Origin of the sequence: Paracholeplasma brassicae (assembly GCF_000967915.1) — a bacterium.
GTDB lineage: Bacteria > Bacillota_I > Bacilli_A > Acholeplasmatales > UBA5453 > Paracholeplasma > Paracholeplasma brassicae.
Genome location: NC_022549.1, coordinates 1494011 through 1510431, shown reverse-complemented (window position 1 = coordinate 1510431; position 16421 = coordinate 1494011). Strand labels below are relative to the sequence as shown.

Genomic DNA, 16421 nt, shown 5'->3' with positions numbered 1-16421 from the left:
CAACCCTAGTGGTCTTTACACTAGGGTTGTTTGTTTCGAAGAAATGGAGTGATTTATTTTATGAAAACTTATGTATTGAAACGTATAGGTTTGATATTCGTAACAGCAATTGTTATTATCTTTTTGGTGTTCGTTTTTATTAAACTTTTGCCCACTTATGATGCTAAAGTAATAGGACTAGATCCTGAAATTGCTGAACTAATTAGACAGCGCGAAGGCTACGGAAAACCAATAGTTGAGCAATTTTACATTTGGGTAAGTAACATTTTTAGATATGGAAATTTCGGCCGATCCTTAACGAGAAATAGGGATGTTTTTGCTATTATGGGTGATAGAATTCCGGTCTCCATGAGACTTAATATTATTCCTTATCTTATTGGTATCCCAATTGGAATCGGTTTAGGTATCTGGGCAGCATTAAAGAAAAACAAAGTAACAGACCATGTTATCTCTACTGGGGTTATTTTCTTTATCTCAGTTCCAAGTTTCGTTGTCGCAACGATGCTTCAGTATTACGTGGTTTATGAATGGCAGTTAATTGATACACCGTTTGTACTTGCAACCGTTGACTTTAAGGCTGATTTCTGGCGTGGGATTACTTCCTATATTATGCCAGTTACAGTAATGGTTATTGGTAACGTCGCTGGTTTAACACGTGTGACAAGAGCTGAATTAACTGAGGTATTAACATCTGAATTTATGTTATTATGTCGTACAAAAGGTCTAACTAAAGGACAAGCTACGGTAAGACACGCACTTAGAAATGCAATGGTTCCGATTGCACCATCATTAATTGGTGGATTCATCTATATTATGAGTGGATCTCTAATTATTGAGCAGATATTTAGAGTACCTGGTATTGGTGGCGTCTATCTAGAAGCTTTCAATAACCAAGACTACCCTCTAATTTTAGGTTACCTTGTGTTCTATACAATCTTATCGTTATTTGCAACACTAATAGTTGACTTATCTTATGGGTTCATTGATCCTAGAATTAGAATGGGGGCGGGTAAGAAATGATCAAAGTAAATAAAGAACAATTTGAATTTGTTCAAAGTGATCAAGTCATTTATGATGAAAAATTTCAGACCAAACCAATTGGTTATTATAAGGATGCCTTTATTCGCTTTAGAAAAAATAAAGCGTCAGTTGTTGCAGCTATCATTTTAATATTCATCATTTTAATGAGCATCGTTGGACCTCATTTTAAATCTTATTCATTGCCGCAGGAAAATGCAAAATGGTCAATGAGACTTGCCCAATTACCACCTAGAGTACCAGGATTACAATGGTTAGGTTTTGATGGATCTAGAGAATTAGAAGGTTTCCCAGGTCGTTTCGAAGGACTTCCCGAAGGAATTGTTATCAAAAAAGGAACAAAGACTAACGCTATCGGACAAATTAAAGTGACGGTTGATTATTATAAGTTCCGCAATTATGAGTTATCTTATGAAAGCTACACTAGTTTAAATCAAAGTGAATATGACGCAGTTAAAGAATATGAACAAAAAACAGGTGAGACCTTAATTATTGAGGAAAGAGGTCTTGTTGAGGGCTCATATCGTGTGAAAATTCACTTCTTTGAGTTTTTACAAGCCATCTACGGTGTTGAAAATTATAATTTTTGGTTTGGAACCGACAACTTTGGTAAAGATTTATTCACTGAACTATGGAGTGGTGCACAATTGTCATTACTGATTGCATTTGGTGTATCTTTAATCAATATTTTTGTTGGTGTGATTGTAGGTTCAATTAGTGGATACTATGGTGGAACACTTGACTTAATTATTGAACGCTTTAGTGAAATTTTATCGGGATTACCATTCATGGCAATCTTAACGTTATTACTACTTAGATATGGTATGGAAGTTTGGGTGGTAATTCTCGCCTTTACGTTAACGGGTTGGCTAGGGATTTCTTCGCTTACACGTTCACAATTCTATCGTTATAAGAATAGAGAATATGTACTTGCGGCTAGAACACTAGGTGCAAATGACGTGAGAATTATGTCAAGACATATTTTCCCAAGTGCGATGGGGACTTTAATCACAAGTGTGGTATTGTATGTACCATCGGTTATTTTCTCAGAATCAACTTATTCGTATTTAGGTATCATTAACTATTCTAAGGTTACATCGGTTGGTAAAATCTTATCAGCAGGTCAAGCAGTAATGAAAGAAAGCTTCTACATGGTGTTATTTCCATCGATCTTTATTTCACTATTAATGTTATCATTTAACCTATTTGGTAACGGACTTAGAGATGCATTCAACCCATCATTGAGAGGAGTTGAAGAATAATGAGCAAAGAAAAAATATTAGAAGTTAAAGATTTAGCTATCTCATTTAGAACTCAACAAGGGGTTCTACAAGCAGTAAGAGGTATTAATTTTGAATTATACAAAGGCGAAACATTAGCAATTGTTGGTGAATCTGGTAGCGGTAAATCCGTTACGTCTAGAGCAATTATTGGTATTCTAGCTGGAAATTCAATTCATGCTGGTGGTTCGATTTATTATTACAATAGCGGTTTGAAAAAATTTAAACAAGAACACGTAGAAGACTCACAAGGTCAAGAAGAAGAGGATGTCATTGATTTAATGAAGATTGATGAAGAAGATTTCCATAAACTACGTGGCACTAAGATATCAATGATTTTCCAAGATCCAATGTCGAGCTTAAATCCAATCATGAAGGTTGGTAAGCAAATCAGTGAAGCACTTTATCTTAAACTGGGTTTAACAAAAGAACAAGCAAAAGAAAGAGCAATAGAGTTAATGCGCGAGGTAGGGATTCCTGAACCGGAAAAACGTTACTATTCTTATCCATTCCAATTTTCTGGTGGTATGAGACAACGCATTGTTATTGCAATTGCACTAGCAAATGACGCTGAAATCTTGATTTGTGATGAACCAACAACTGCACTTGACGTAACCATTCAAGCGCAAATTTTGGAATTAATTAACAGAATTAAAAAAGAACGTAATTTATCAATTATCTTTATTACACATGACCTTGGGGTTGTAGCAAATATGTCTGATCGTATTGGCGTTATGTATGCAGGAAAGATTGTTGAATACGGCACAGTAAATGAAGTGTTCTATCAACCAAAACACCCTTATACATGGGCATTACTTTCTGCAATGCCAGACTTAGATTCTAAAGATAAACTATTTGCAATTCCTGGTACACCACCAGACATGCATTTCCCTCCTAAAGGGGATGCGTTTGCAGCTAGAAACAAATACGCAATGAAAATTGATTTTGAAGAACAACCACCGATGTTTAAAGTATCAGATACACATTTTGCTGCGACATGGTTATTACACCCAGATGCACCAAAAATGGATATGCCTGAAGGCTTAAAAGCACGTATTGAACGTAACAAGGCATTAACGAAGGAAGAGGTGTAACCAATGGAAAAAATTCTAGAAGTCAAACACCTAAAGCAATACTTTAAAGCTGGTTTTGGTGGTAAAAAAATCGTTGTTAAGGCGATTGATGATGTTTCCTTTGATATTTATAAAGGAGAAGTGTTTGGTCTTGTTGGTGAATCTGGTTGTGGTAAAACAACCACTGGACGTACCATTATCAAACTATATGAAGCAACCGATGGACAAATTCTATTTAATGGAGAACAAATCGGTGGCGGTTACGACACGTTCTTAAAAAATATCAAACAAGCAAAAATGATTGCAGAAGCAGAAATTGCGAAAATTAAACAAACGTCATCACCAAAAGTTGACCGAATTACGGCTACCGCACTTGCTCAAATCGATGAGTTGTCACGTAACGGAAATAAAGTGATGAGTGAAAGCTTAGAGAACATTGCAGAAATGCAAAAGCAAATTGCCTCAAATAATTTAGATAGTCAAGCGGCTATTTCTGAGATTCGTTCAAATTTAAAGAAATACATTAATGAACAAAAAGAGTTAATCAAACACACAAGAAAAGAAAATAAAGTTACTCATCACAAGTATGAAGTAATGAAGAAAATCCAAATGATCTTCCAAGACCCAATTTCTTCTTTAAACCCTCGTATGACGGTTAAGGAAATTATCGCTGAAGGATTAATCATCGCAGGAATAAAAGACAAAGAAGAACTCACTAAGAAAGTTAATGATATTCTTGAGGTTGTAGGACTAGTTCCTGAACATGCGCACCGTTACCCACATGAATTCTCAGGTGGACAACGTCAACGTATTGGTATTGCGAGAGCTTTAATTGTTGAACCGGAATTATTAATTGCGGATGAACCAATCTCAGCATTAGACGTATCAATTCAAGCACAAGTCATCAACTTATTAAAGGATCTTCAAAAGAAACTCGATTTAACAATCATGTTTATTGCGCATGACCTTTCAGTTGTGAAGTATTTCTCAGATCGTATTGGCGTTATGTACTTTGGTAAAATGGTTGAACTAGCACCTTCAGATAAGTTGTTTAGAAACCCATTACATCCTTACACAAAGTCGTTGTTGTCTGCGATTCCATTACCGGATCCAAACTACGAAAAACAACGTAAGAGATTTACATATGATCCGAAAATTCATAATTATAGCGAAACAAACAAACCTTCATTTATTGAAATTGAAGAAGGGCATTTCGTTTATTGTTCACAAGAAGAAGCAAAAGAACTAAAAGCATCATTAAAATAAATCACACAAAAAAAGTTGACTCCATATTTACATAGAGTCAACTTTTTTTTTTATATTAGGATTTGTTTGATTAAATCTAGGGCATAAGCGTAGTGAAGTGTTGGGCTAAACTTATCGGAGGCTAGATAATAGACCGATAAATCCTTTAATTGTAATACATTAATTTTTGTGATGTGACGTTTTAATTGTTTATCAAAAACAACTTGATCGGTTTCGTGGATTAATTCATTTGTAATAGTCTCGTTTTCTCTAAACTGTAAGATCACATAATCCTTAAAACGTTTCTTTTGTTTTTTTAGATTGTCTTCTAATTGATTGATTGCTTTAACGATTTCATCATCTGCAAATGGTGTAAATTCATTTTTGATTAATATGCAGATTTCAAGTGTGCCTCGGTTATACTTAAACTCTTTACGATCTTTCGTTAAACGATAATAAAGAAGAAATTCACCATAATCCTGGGTTAGTTTAAACGTCATTTTTTCAAGTTTTCTGACAAATGATTGACTTAAAAAAGAGAGCTTTACTTGTCTTTGACTTATTTGTGATTCCTTCATCATTAAATAGGCAATCTGTTGATGATAGAAAAACATCTTTGGTCGTATCGGCCAAATATAGATGATTAGCCCTAGTAAAATGAGTAGCATTATCGACATTTTTGTTGTAACTATCCAATCAGTCAAACCAATGGCAATTACAAATGCTAAACTTATAGCGGTAGAAAAAAGGAATTTTAGTAACAATTTTTGTCTTTCTTTTTTTAATTTGATTAGCATATAATCCTCCATAACTAGCCTATATTATACCATAGAGCAAAGGCTTAGGGACAAGAACCATAAGAATGAAAAAAAAAACATCTTTCGATGTTGTTTTAAAGGGAGTCACCGTTCATAGATGTTTTACTTCCGAGGATGGCATTTCGGTCATAAAACATCAAATACGTGGTGTAACGTTAGTATTTTTTTGGGAGAAAAAATACGAAATGTCAATTGACCTAAAATAAAAAGGATTATGTCTTTTGACACTTTTATTATAACGAATCAATTATCGTTTTAAAACTTGAAAGTGCTTTAATTATTATTGAAAACGATTTCCATTTGAATTATGGGATTTTATACCATTTTTAATGTAGAAGTAAGTTTGAAATTCATAAGGTATATCATTAGAATTAAGATTCTAAATAAGGTATAATACATATGATAAATAAGGAGGGCTAAACATGTCAGAATTAGCAATTAAGAATTTACACGTGTCAATTGAAGACAAAGAAATCCTAAAGGGAGTCGATCTAATAGTAAAGAGTGGTGAGGTGCATGCCATCATGGGTCCAAACGGGACTGGTAAATCCACTTTAGCAAGTGCATTAATGGGTCATCCAAATTATGAAGTTACCGAAGGTGAAGTATCACTAGATGGTAAAGACTTATTAGAAATGGAAGTAGATGAACGTGCAAGAGAGGGTTTATTCCTTGCGATGCAATACCCATCAGAAGTACCTGGTGTAACAAACAGTGATTTCATGAGATCTGCATTGAAGGCTAAAAATGAAGGCCAACAAGTGCCATTATTTGAGTTCATTGGAAAATATGAAAAAGCAGCAAAAGAATTAAAAATGAGAGAAGATTTACCACACAGATACTTAAATGAAGGTTTCTCTGGTGGTGAAAAGAAAAGAAATGAGATTCTCCAATTAAAGATGCTGAATCCTAAATTTGCAGTACTAGATGAAATTGACTCAGGTCTTGATATTGATGCGTTACGTATTGTTGGTGAAAATGTCAATGGTATGGTTAATGACAATTTCGGTTGTATTTTAATTACACACTACCAACGTATTTTGGATTACATTAAACCAACCTACGTTCATATCATGATTGATGGAAAAATCGTTTTAACTGGTGGTCAAGAATTAATTGAGAAGATTGATACAAACGGATATGAATGGGTAAGAGAAGAACTTGGGATTGATTTTGTAGAAACGGAACAAGAATAGTATGCATCAAATCGTAATTAAGAATCATAACATTAACGATAGCTTACCTCTTGGAATCACGTTTGAAGATCAAAAATTAATCATCCCAAACAACACCGTGAGTGTTGACCCAATCAAAATAACCATTAAAGACGACAATAACGAGTCGCTTGAGATTGTTGTCGGACAATCTAGTGATGTGACAATCATATTAGAAATAGCAAGTGAAGAACTTGAGAAAAACACTTATGATTTGAATTTAGTTGCAAAACAAAATTCGAGAGTTAAATACTTATTGGTTTGTGATTTAGCAAGTAAAGACGCACAATTACATCATTATTTTACTGCCGAAAGAGATTCAAATCTTGACTTGATTGGCGGCTTTGTAAGTAACGTCATCAACGCAAAAATGAATGCCAAATTGATTGGTGAAGGCTCAAATGTTAGCATTCGTGCCGTTGCTATATCAAGTACAAATAATAACCAAACAATCGATATTGAACTTGTTCACGCAGCTAAAAACTCAACGGGTATGATGCATAACATTGCCATTGCTAACGATAATGGTAAGGTGGTATTAAACGGTGTTGAAAAAATCTTAAAAGGCATGAAGAATGCCAATGCGTATCAAAGTTTAAAAGGCATCATTGGATCTGATAAAGCGGTAATCGAAGTGAATCCTATTTTATTAATCGACGAATATGACGTAAAGGCTGGACATGGGGCAACGATTGGTAAATTAGACCAAAACAGTGTTTACTACTTAATGAGTAGAGGCCTAGAACGCAAAGAAGCAGAAAAATTAATGATTAATGGTTTCTTAAACCCAATCATTAAAGAAATTGCGGATGAAACACTTAAAGAACGATTTGTTTCGTTAGTTAACCAACGCTTATAATATGTTAGATGTTAAGGTAATACGTCAAAATTTCCCCATTTATGAACATAACAAAGATTTAGTATATTTAGATACAGGTGCTTCTTCCCTAAAACCTAAAGCAGTCATTGATCAAGTTGATCACTATTATTCAAACCTAGGGGTCAATGTGCATCGTGGGGTTTATGGGTTATCCTATGAGGCAACGGATTTATACGAAGAAGCAAGAACAACGGTTGCCAAATTCATTAACGCAAATTTTGATGAGGTCGTTTTCACTAGAGGAACAACGGCTTCACTCAATATGGTGGCACAAAGTTATCTTTCAGTTTTAAAAGAAGGCGATGAAATTATTACGAGTGAACTAGAACATCATTCGTCAATGCTACCTTGGTTAAATGTTTCGAAGAAAACAAACGCTAAACTGAACTACGTTAAATTAAATGATGAGGGCAGAATTACCGTTGAAGCATTTAAAGACGTCCTGACAACTAACACAAAAGTCGTTGCCTTAACGTATGTTTCTAATGTGATGGGCTACATCACACCAATCGAAGAAATCATTAAACTTGCTCACGAAGTCGGTGCGGTAGTAATCGTGGATGCAGCTCAAGCAGCACCACACATGCCAATTAACGTTAAATCGCTTGATTGTGACTATTTGGCGTTTTCAGGACACAAGATACTAGGGCCAACCGGTATCGGTGTCTTATATGGAAAAAAACACTTACTCGATCAAATGGAACCATCGGAATATGGTGGAGACATGGTTGATTTTGTTGTAAAAGATAACGCTAAGTGGAAAGATACACCATACAAGTTTGAGGCAGGCACTCCAATCATTAGTGGCGCGATCGGATTATCTAGTGCGATTAAGTACTTGATGTCGATTGGGTTTGAGGCGATTGAGGCCCATACGAAAGAACTGCATCGTTATACACTAGAAAAACTTAAAGACATCAAAGGCATTGAAGTGTATAATAGTAAGAGCGACACGGGTATTATTACATTTAATATCATTGGTGTTCACCCACACGATGCGGCGAGTATCTTTGATAAAAATAAGGTATGTATAAGAGCTGGTCACCACTGTGCACAATTAATCACAAAGTGGCTAGGTCAAATTGCAACGTTGCGTGCGACCCTCTACATTTATAATAATTACGAGGATTGTGACCGCTTTATTGACAGTGTGAAAGAGACCATAGACTTTTTCAATCAATTTTAAGGAGATTAACATGAGCACAAATTTAGAACATTTATACAGACAAGTCATCATGGATCACTACAAAAGTCCGTTTAATAAGGGCCTAGTAGATGACCCTAATTACTATACCGTTCACCTTCATAACCCAACGTGTGGGGATGATATGACGGTACAATACAAAGTAGACCACGGTGTGGTAACAGACATTAAGCATCAAGGGACTGGCTGTTCGATTTGCTGTTCAAGTGCAAGTGTTATGAGCATTACTTTAAAAAACAAATCAAAACAAAACGCGCTTAATATCATAGAAGCTTATTATAAAATGTTAACAAATGAGCCTTATGACAAAAACATACTAAATGGCGATGCCATTGCTTATCACGGTGTGTCACAGTTTCCTGCAAGGATTAAGTGTGCAACACTCGCTTGGAAAGCAATTGAAAAAGGCCTATTAGAAAATAAGGAGGAATAACCATGGATGACAACAAAAAGAAAATAGACGCCATCGTTGGTGACTATAAATTTGGATTCCGTACAGAAAATAACCCGGTTGCTCAAACTGGCAAAGGGTTAAATGAAGACGTGATTCGTGCCATTAGTGCATATAAAAAAGAACCAGACTGGATGCTAGACTTCCGTTTGAAAAGTTATAAAAAATTTACAGAATTAAAAAATCCAAAATGGGGACCTGATTTATCAGGTATCAATTTTGATGAATTTACTTATTTCATTAGAGCATCTGAACGTTCAGAAAACAGCTGGGATGATGTACCGTCTGAAATTAAGGATACATTTGAAAAATTAGGTATTCCTGAAGCAGAACGTAAGTTCTTAGCTGGTGTTTCAACACAGTTCGAAAGTGAAGTTGTGTATCATTCTACCATGCAAGAATTAGATGATTTAGGTGTTATTTTTACTGACACTGATACCGCATTAAGAGAATACCCTGAACTAGTTAAGGAATTCTTTGGAACGGTTATTCCGTTTGCGGATAATAAATATGCGGCACTAAACAGTGCGGTTTGGAGTGGCGGTTCATTTATCTATGTACCTAAGGGTGTTAAGGTAGAAAAACCACTACAATCATATTTTAGAATTAACTCCGAACAAATGGGTCAATTTGAACGTACATTGATATTAGTCGATGAAGGTGCATCAGTTAATTACGTTGAAGGATGTACCGCACCAGTATATACGAAAGATTCACTTCACGCTGCGATTGTTGAAATCGTTGTTAAAAAAGGTGGATACTGCCGTTATTCAACCGTTCAAAACTGGGCAAACAACGTCATTAACTTAGTTACAAAACGCGCGTTTGTTTACGAAGACGCACACATGGAATGGATTGATGGTAACATTGGTTCAAACCTGAACATGAAATACCCTTCTTGTGTCTTACTTGGGGAACGTGCCAAAGGAACGACAATTTCAATTGCCTTCGCTGGTAAAGGTCAAAACCAAGACACAGGGGCTAAAATGATTCACGTTGCACCAAATACAACCTCGACAATTATCTCTAAGTCAATTAGTAGAGGTGGGGGTACGGTAAACTATCGTGGTAAAGTTGATTTTGGTAAAAAAGCCAAAGGCGCGAAGGCGCACGTTGAATGTGATACCATCATTCTTGATGACTATTCATTCTCTGATACAATTCCAACAAATATTGTAAAAAACAGCGATGTGTCATTAGAACATGAAGCAACCGTTTCAAAAATCAGTGAAGACCAATTATTCTATTTAATGAGTCGTGGGTTAACTGAAGAAGAAGCGACTGAAATGATTGTCATGGGCTTTATTGAACCATTTGCTAAAGAATTACCGATGGAATACGCGGTTGAACTAAACCAACTCATTAAACTTGAGATGGAAGGATCAATCGGATAAATAGAAAAAAAGCTTGATCTTAGGATCAGCTTTTTTTATTTTTGTTCAAAAGTAATTTCGCCCTTACCTTGACTTGAATGGATTTTAGCGTAAGCACCATTTAACAAAGTTAATGTCGGTTGAACGTGTCCGATGTCACTGTCCATGATGATTGGTACATTTAAATCACCAAGAATATCGCTTGTGACGGTGTATTGATCCATATCAACAAAGGGCTCAAGCATCAAAGGTCTACCAAAAATGAAGCCTTTAACGTGTTTAAACCAACCCGCATTTTTTAGTTGCCATAACGCTCGTTTATAAGCAAAGATGTTAAGGTCGCAAGCTTCTAAATACCAAACAATGCCATCATCCTTATAGGTGTCTAAAAACGATGAAACACGATCATATTTCGTGCCTGGATAAAGTAGTAAAACATCTAAACAACCACCGATAAATCTGCCCTCTAAATGGATAGAATCTTCATTTCTAAGGTTTTTCCACTTAGTAGGCTCAGTTAGCTGATAACTAGCAAGGGGGTCGGTGGTTTCCACATTTTTAGGTTCGTGAAACAAGAAACTTGTTTGTGTTGTTTTCTTACCTTCAATAAAAGTAAGTGCATTGACTAAGGAAGGATCAAGCACGCGCATTCCAAACTCGGTGACGTTTTGGCCGTAAATACTAGCAACATCAGAAAGTGTGGTCAGTAAAAATGTTAAGTTCGTGTTATCCGAATAACCCATAAAAAACTTAGGTTTAAGCGACTTGATGACATCAAAATCAATGAAATCAAGTATTTCCATCATAACCTCACCACCACCAACACTCCAAATGAAGTCAACTTGATCGTTTTGGTAAAGATTCATGAAGGCTTCTGCCCTTTTTTCTTTTGAATCAGAAGCACCGTTTTGATAACCGAAAATCGATCCTTCAATTACGATTTGATAACCTAAGGACTTAAACCTTGTAAGGGCTTCATTTAACCTGGTTTGGTAGGGATCAATGTTTGCGCCAAACGATGGGGCAAAAATACCTATTGTACCACCTTTTTTAATAAATGACGGGTATTTCATAATATCACCTCTTAGTAAATTATAGCATCATTTAATGAAAAAAATAAAATTCTACTGTCAAAATGAGGTATTTGAATTGTTATATAGGTGTATAAAGAAATAATTATATGAATTATGGGTATATTTTGTGAATTTAGGCAAAACTATAGGGAATCTATAAGCTTTATAATATAATGGTATTGGTGATTCTATGAGCTATTACTATTTAATTATAAACGGCATCAATCAAGTTAATCAAGAGGACTATCAAGCTATTTTGAGCTTATTCTCTGAAATGATGTATCGTCCTAGCTTCAAACTAGAGACGGAAAATTTAATCATCATCGCTGAAATGAAAGAAGATATCTCTTTTTACGATGTCATAAGTAACACGAATCAAGAATTCTATTTAAATCTATCATTGTATGAATCCATTGAATTTCAAACGATTGAAGAACTTTTGAAAGATTTAAAAAATAAGTCTAGTATTCTTGAGTTCAATAAGGTATACTTAAACGAGAAGATTTTAATATATAATCGATTTAAGCCTATTTTTGATGAAAAAACCCGTCAAGAGATGCTTAAAGAGTTTTATTACGATCAAGAATTCTTGCACATGATAAAGGTTTTTCTTGAAAGAAACCAGAACTCTAGTGAAGCTTCAAAAGCGCTTTATTTACACCGAAATACACTCAATAATCGAATTGAGAAATTTTATAAAATCACGGGTTATGATTTAAGAAAATTTGAAGATGCAGCGCTAATATATATCATAGTAAAGGATTGTTAAAAATGATTTATAACACAACACATTATAGTTCTAATCTATATAAAAGATTGAACCAACATTTATTTTGGAGCACACAATTTAAAATGAGTTTACTTGCTGTCTTACCGATATTAGTTATGGCAATAGCTCTATACTTCATGGGGGAAAACGTGATTTTCTTTGTGAGTTTAGGTCTTATTGGTGTTTTGTTGATATCGACATTCATGTTGCTTTTCTTTGAAAACACATCAATTTCTAATGCATCAAGAAAGTATCCTGAGAAAAAACTTTATTACGAGTTTAATGGAAAAGATTTTAAGGTCATTGTTAGAACCGAAGACACTAAGACCGAAGAAGTGATTACTTATAACGAAATAAAACGCGTTAAAACGAATAAGAAATATATGTTCATATACTTGTCAAAAAAAGACCTTTATGTGGTCGATAAACGAGGTTTTGAAACATTAGATGATTACCGTGGCATTCATGATTTATTCAAAGATCGATTTCTAGTATAGGAATGTGCAATTTGCACATTTCTTTTTTTTTGTCTTTGACTTATAATGTAAGCGTTGACAACTAAAAACAAAAGGAGTGAACTAAATGGCAACTTTAAATTTAAAAAATATTAACAAGATTTATCCAAATGGTGTTCAAGCGGTTTTCGATTTCAATTTATCGATTAAAGATAAAGAGTTTATTGTATTCGTTGGCCCATCTGGTTGTGGTAAATCAACCACATTAAGAATGATTGCAGGTCTAGAAGAAATTTCATCAGGTGAATTATACATTGATGATTTACTAGTTAATGACGTTGCACCAAAAGATAGAAATATCGCGATGGTATTCCAATCTTATGCGTTATACCCACACATGAGTGTGTATGATAACATGGCTTTCGGATTAAAGATCCGTAAAATGCCAAAAAATGAAATCGACGTCAAAGTTAAAGAAGCTGCGGCAGTCTTAGGCTTAACTGCTTACTTAGATCGTAAGCCAAAAGCATTATCTGGTGGTCAAAGACAACGTGTTGCTTTAGGTCGTGCGATTGTACGTAACGCTAAAGTATTCTTAATGGACGAACCACTATCGAACCTTGATGCGAAGTTACGTGTTCAAATGCGTGGGGAGTTAATTAAACTTCATAACCGTATCAACACAACAACAATTTATGTTACCCATGACCAAATTGAAGCGATGACAATGGCTAGCCGTATTGTTGTAATGAAAGATGGTTACATCCAACAAGTAGGTGCGCCAAAAGACATTTATGACCATCCAAACAATATGTTCGTTGCAGGATTCATCGGTACACCACCAATGAACTTTGTTGAAGGTGTTGTTGGAAAAGATGGCTATTTTATTGCTGATCAATCTAAAATCAAAGTTCCAGAAGGAAAATTAGAAATTCTTAAACAAAATAACTTCCTAGGCAAACCAGTTGTCTTAGGTATTCGCCCTGAAGATATTCATGACGATAAAGTTGTTATGGAAACTTACCCAGAATCAAGAGTAAATATCGTGGTAGACGTGGCAGAATTATTAGGTGCTGAAACAAACATTTATACAACAATCAATGGTTCAAGCATTTGCGCAAGCGTAGATGCAAGAGCAGACATTAAGATTGGGGATAAATTAGAATTAGCAATTGACATGAACAAATGTCATTTCTTTAACCCAGAAACTGAATTAAGACTTGTCTACGACATCAATAAGGAGTAAATTAAAAGGCCGATAAGGCCTTTTTCTTTTTATAAAAATATGAAATATCTAATCTATAAAGATAACCAAACCCACGTATATTTAGAAAAACGCACGATTGTATGTAACGTTGTCCCGCAAACATTTATTAAAGAACTTTGTTTATCAAGACTATTCAGTTACGATGGTATGGTTCAGGCCATTAAACAAAAACTGAATATCAAAACAAATGTACCGATCTATTTGTCTTACGAGTTAATCGTATTTCCAATTGCCTGTCCAAGATATAAAGAAACAATTTGGCTGAATTATAAGAAGATATATCGCTATCTAAAAGAGGATTATCAAACAAAAGTCATCTTTTGGGACAAAACGAGTATCCGCTTAAATGTCTCTTATAAGACGATTGAAAAAAAGTTAAGGGAATGTGAAAAAATCATTAATCATATGGCCACAGAAAAGATGAGTGTTTATAATATGTGATTGATAACATTTTCATCAAAGCACATATGGAAAAAAACTCGTTTTAATGATATAATAAACACGATTAATACCATTATAAATTTATTGGAGGAATTATATGGACAAGAAAACGATTAGAGATATTAACGTCTCATCAAAAAAAGTATTAATTCGTGTGGATTTTAACGTACCGATGAAAGACGGCGTCATCACGGATGAAAACAGAATTGTACAAGCGTTACCAACCATCAAACACGTGGTTGATCAAGGTGGTAAAGCCATTTTATTCTCTCACTTAGGAAGAGTTAAAGACGAATCGGACAAAGCAGGTGCTAGCTTAAGACCTGTGGCTCAACGTTTGGCTGAATTACTGGATAAAGAAGTTCTATTTGTTCCTTTTACAAGAGGTGAAGAACTTGAAGGTGCCATCAATTCACTTGAGGATGGTCAAGTTTTAATGTTTGAAAACACACGTTTTGAAGACATTGAAGGCAAAAAAGAATCGAAGAACAATGAAGAACTAGGTAAATATTGGGCTTCACTTGGTGATGTGTTTGTTAACGATGCGTTTGGTACCGCTCATAGAGCACACGCTTCTAACGTTGGAATTGCATCTAACATAGAAACAACCGTCGCAGGCTTCTTACTAGAAAAAGAAATTGAATTTATCGGTGGTGCAGTCTCAAATCCTAAACGTCCTTTTGTTGCCGTATTAGGTGGGGCTAAAGTATCAGATAAAATTGAAGTTATTTCGAATTTATTAAAGGTGGCAGACCACGTCATTATCGGTGGCGGTATGGCATTTACTTTCTTAAAAGCTCAAGGACATAAAATTGGCAAGAGTTTATGTGAAATCGATAAAGTTGATTTAGCTAAAGACTTATTAGAACAAGCTAAGGGTAAAATTGTATTACCTACCGACTTCAGATTCACAACAGAATTTAGCAACAACGAACCATCACAAATTGGTTCTATTGAATTAATCAAAGAAAACGAAATGGGCTTAGATATTGGGCCAAAATCGGTTCAACTATTTGCAGATATTCTAAAAACAGCTAAGACAGTTGTGTGGAATGGACCTATGGGCGTATTTGAAATGTCAAATTACGCAGCAGGTACCATCGGCGTTTGTGAAGCGATTGCTAACCTTAATGGTGCAACAACCATTGTTGGTGGTGGTGACTCTGCAGCAGCGGCTATTCAATTTGGATTTGAAGACAAATTCACACACATCTCAACCGGTGGTGGCGCATCACTTGAATATTTAGAAGGTAAAGTCTTACCAGGCGTTGAATGCGTTAATAATAAGTAATGGACATTGGCAGTAAAATCAGAGAATTGAGGCTTGAAAATGGTTTGACTCAAGAAGAGTTAGCGAACCGTTTAGAGTTGACAAAGGGTTATATTTCACAGCTTGAGAATAACCTATCGTCGCCCTCAATGACTACTTTATTTTCAATACTTGAGGTGTTAGGAACTGATGTGTCAGATTTCTTTAGCAATCAAATTGAAGAACAGATAGTTTTCAAACAATCCGACTTTTTTGAAAAAGAAAATAATGATCTTAAGCATAAGATTAGCTGGATTGTTCCAAATGCATTAAAATATGAAATGGAACCGATCATTATTGAAATCGGTCCTGGTGGCTCTTCTGAAATGGACGACCCACATGCTGGTGAAGAGTTTGGTTATGTTTTAGAAGGCGAAATTACCTTGTTTATCAACAAAAAAAAGCATATAATAAGAACAGGGGAAACTTTTTATTATTTAGCAAATAAGGAACATTATTTGCATAATCACACAACTAAGAAAGTTAAAGTATTGTGGATAAGCACACCACCGATGTTTTAAGAAAGAGGGC

17 protein-coding genes are annotated in these 16421 nt (G+C 35.0%); 15 read left to right on the top strand and 2 right to left on the bottom strand.

Annotated features, from left to right (window positions below):
* Nucleotides 1-60: 60 nt before the first annotated feature.
* From BN853_RS07150 to BN853_RS08770, 4 genes are read left to right on the top strand one after another with little or no spacing between them, the layout of a single operon-like run.
* Nucleotides 61-1020 carry an ABC transporter permease gene (locus BN853_RS07150; RefSeq protein ID WP_030005277.1) on the top strand — a complete coding sequence of 320 codons (960 nt, stop codon included), beginning with the start codon at nt 61-63 and terminating at the stop codon, nt 1018-1020.
* A complete protein-coding gene (locus tag BN853_RS07145) occupies nt 1017-2300 on the top strand; it encodes an ABC transporter permease (protein ID WP_030005276.1) in 1284 nt (427 codons plus the stop codon). Before BN853_RS07150 ends, BN853_RS07145 begins: the two co-directional genes overlap by 4 nt.
* On the top strand, nt 2300-3412 hold the full coding sequence (locus BN853_RS07140; RefSeq protein ID WP_030005275.1) for an ABC transporter ATP-binding protein: 1113 nt from the start codon (nt 2300-2302) through the stop codon (nt 3410-3412). The genes BN853_RS07145 and BN853_RS07140 overlap by 1 nt, the downstream gene beginning before the upstream one ends.
* Nucleotides 3413-3415: 3 nt before the next feature.
* The gene (locus tag BN853_RS08770; protein ID WP_030005274.1) at nt 3416-4657 is read left to right on the top strand and encodes an ABC transporter ATP-binding protein; all 1242 of its coding nucleotides are present in this window, start codon (nt 3416-3418) and stop codon (nt 4655-4657) included.
* Nucleotides 4658-4707: 50 nt separating this feature from the next.
* Here BN853_RS08770 and BN853_RS07130 read toward each other — a convergent pair whose 3' ends face one another.
* Entirely contained in the window at nt 4708-5433 is a 726-nt protein-coding gene (locus tag BN853_RS07130; RefSeq protein ID WP_030005273.1) for a hypothetical protein, read from the bottom strand.
* A 443-nt stretch (nt 5434-5876) separates the two neighbouring features.
* On the opposite strand from BN853_RS07130, the gene sufC reads away from it, so the two are divergent.
* From sufC to sufB, 5 genes are read left to right on the top strand one after another with little or no spacing between them, the layout of a single operon-like run.
* Complete coding sequence (gene sufC, locus BN853_RS07125) at nt 5877-6650, top strand: Fe-S cluster assembly ATPase SufC (RefSeq protein ID WP_030005272.1); 774 nt, start codon at nt 5877-5879, stop codon at nt 6648-6650.
* Nucleotide 6651: 1 nt separating this feature from the next.
* On the top strand, nt 6652-7527 hold the full coding sequence (locus BN853_RS07120) for a SufD family Fe-S cluster assembly protein (protein WP_030005271.1): 876 nt from the start codon (nt 6652-6654) through the stop codon (nt 7525-7527).
* Nucleotide 7528: 1 nt separating this feature from the next.
* Nucleotides 7529-8734 carry an aminotransferase class V-fold PLP-dependent enzyme gene (locus BN853_RS07115; protein ID WP_030005270.1) on the top strand — a complete coding sequence of 402 codons (1206 nt, stop codon included), beginning with the start codon at nt 7529-7531 and terminating at the stop codon, nt 8732-8734.
* Nucleotides 8735-8744: 10 nt separating this feature from the next.
* Nucleotides 8745-9185, top strand: a complete 441-nt coding sequence (gene sufU, locus BN853_RS07110; protein ID WP_030005269.1) for a Fe-S cluster assembly sulfur transfer protein SufU — start codon at nt 8745-8747, stop codon at nt 9183-9185.
* A gap of 2 nt (nt 9186-9187) precedes the next feature.
* A complete protein-coding gene (gene sufB / locus BN853_RS07105) occupies nt 9188-10597 on the top strand; it encodes a Fe-S cluster assembly protein SufB (protein ID WP_030005268.1) in 1410 nt (469 codons plus the stop codon).
* 35 nt (nt 10598-10632) lie between these two features.
* Here sufB and BN853_RS07100 read toward each other — a convergent pair whose 3' ends face one another.
* Nucleotides 10633-11649, bottom strand: a complete 1017-nt coding sequence (locus BN853_RS07100) for a S66 family peptidase (RefSeq protein WP_030005267.1) — start codon at nt 11647-11649, stop codon at nt 10633-10635.
* Nucleotides 11650-11839: 190 nt separating this feature from the next.
* Here BN853_RS07100 and BN853_RS07095 point away from each other — a divergent pair, with 190 nt between their 5' ends.
* From BN853_RS07095 to BN853_RS07070, 6 genes are all read left to right on the top strand, one after another.
* On the top strand, nt 11840-12418 hold the full coding sequence (locus BN853_RS07095; protein ID WP_030005266.1) for a PucR family transcriptional regulator: 579 nt from the start codon (nt 11840-11842) through the stop codon (nt 12416-12418).
* A 2-nt stretch (nt 12419-12420) separates the two neighbouring features.
* The gene (locus BN853_RS07090) at nt 12421-12915 is read left to right on the top strand and encodes a YcxB family protein (protein ID WP_052591340.1); all 495 of its coding nucleotides are present in this window, start codon (nt 12421-12423) and stop codon (nt 12913-12915) included.
* An 85-nt stretch (nt 12916-13000) separates the two neighbouring features.
* The gene (locus tag BN853_RS07085; RefSeq protein ID WP_030005264.1) at nt 13001-14119 is read left to right on the top strand and encodes an ABC transporter ATP-binding protein; all 1119 of its coding nucleotides are present in this window, start codon (nt 13001-13003) and stop codon (nt 14117-14119) included.
* 39 nt (nt 14120-14158) lie between these two features.
* Nucleotides 14159-14581: a competence protein ComK gene (locus tag BN853_RS07080; RefSeq protein WP_030005263.1), complete on the top strand. Its 423-nt coding sequence runs from the start codon at nt 14159-14161 to the stop codon at nt 14579-14581.
* Nucleotides 14582-14678: 97 nt separating this feature from the next.
* Nucleotides 14679-15872: a phosphoglycerate kinase gene (locus BN853_RS07075; protein WP_030005262.1), complete on the top strand. Its 1194-nt coding sequence runs from the start codon at nt 14679-14681 to the stop codon at nt 15870-15872.
* Nucleotides 15872-16411 (top strand): helix-turn-helix domain-containing protein, encoded by a 540-nt coding sequence (locus tag BN853_RS07070; RefSeq protein WP_030005261.1) that lies wholly within the window; start codon nt 15872-15874, stop codon nt 16409-16411. Before BN853_RS07075 ends, BN853_RS07070 begins: the two co-directional genes overlap by 1 nt.
* Nucleotides 16412-16421 lie beyond the last annotated feature (10 nt).

Coding starts and splice junctions, on each gene's coding strand:
- BN853_RS07075 (WP_030005262.1), top strand. CDS start 14,679: ATGGACAAGAAAACGATTAGAGATATTAACGTCTCATCAAAAAAAGTA.
- BN853_RS07095 (WP_030005266.1), top strand. CDS start 11,840: ATGAGCTATTACTATTTAATTATAAACGGCATCAATCAAGTTAATCAA.
- BN853_RS07090 (WP_052591340.1), top strand. CDS start 12,421: ATGATTTATAACACAACACATTATAGTTCTAATCTATATAAAAGATTG.
- BN853_RS07085 (WP_030005264.1), top strand. CDS start 13,001: ATGGCAACTTTAAATTTAAAAAATATTAACAAGATTTATCCAAATGGT.
- BN853_RS07070 (WP_030005261.1), top strand. CDS start 15,872: ATGGACATTGGCAGTAAAATCAGAGAATTGAGGCTTGAAAATGGTTTG.
- BN853_RS07115 (WP_030005270.1), top strand. CDS start 7,529: ATGTTAGATGTTAAGGTAATACGTCAAAATTTCCCCATTTATGAACAT.
- sufC (WP_030005272.1), top strand. CDS start 5,877: ATGTCAGAATTAGCAATTAAGAATTTACACGTGTCAATTGAAGACAAA.
- sufU (WP_030005269.1), top strand. CDS start 8,745: ATGAGCACAAATTTAGAACATTTATACAGACAAGTCATCATGGATCAC.
- BN853_RS07100 (WP_030005267.1), bottom strand. CDS start 11,649: ATGAAATACCCGTCATTTATTAAAAAAGGTGGTACAATAGGTATTTTT.
- BN853_RS07120 (WP_030005271.1), top strand. CDS start 6,652: ATGCATCAAATCGTAATTAAGAATCATAACATTAACGATAGCTTACCT.
- sufB (WP_030005268.1), top strand. CDS start 9,188: ATGGATGACAACAAAAAGAAAATAGACGCCATCGTTGGTGACTATAAA.
- BN853_RS07080 (WP_030005263.1), top strand. CDS start 14,159: ATGAAATATCTAATCTATAAAGATAACCAAACCCACGTATATTTAGAA.
- BN853_RS08770 (WP_030005274.1), top strand. CDS start 3,416: ATGGAAAAAATTCTAGAAGTCAAACACCTAAAGCAATACTTTAAAGCT.
- BN853_RS07145 (WP_030005276.1), top strand. CDS start 1,017: ATGATCAAAGTAAATAAAGAACAATTTGAATTTGTTCAAAGTGATCAA.
- BN853_RS07130 (WP_030005273.1), bottom strand. CDS start 5,433: ATGCTAATCAAATTAAAAAAAGAAAGACAAAAATTGTTACTAAAATTC.
- BN853_RS07140 (WP_030005275.1), top strand. CDS start 2,300: ATGAGCAAAGAAAAAATATTAGAAGTTAAAGATTTAGCTATCTCATTT.
- BN853_RS07150 (WP_030005277.1), top strand. CDS start 61: ATGAAAACTTATGTATTGAAACGTATAGGTTTGATATTCGTAACAGCA.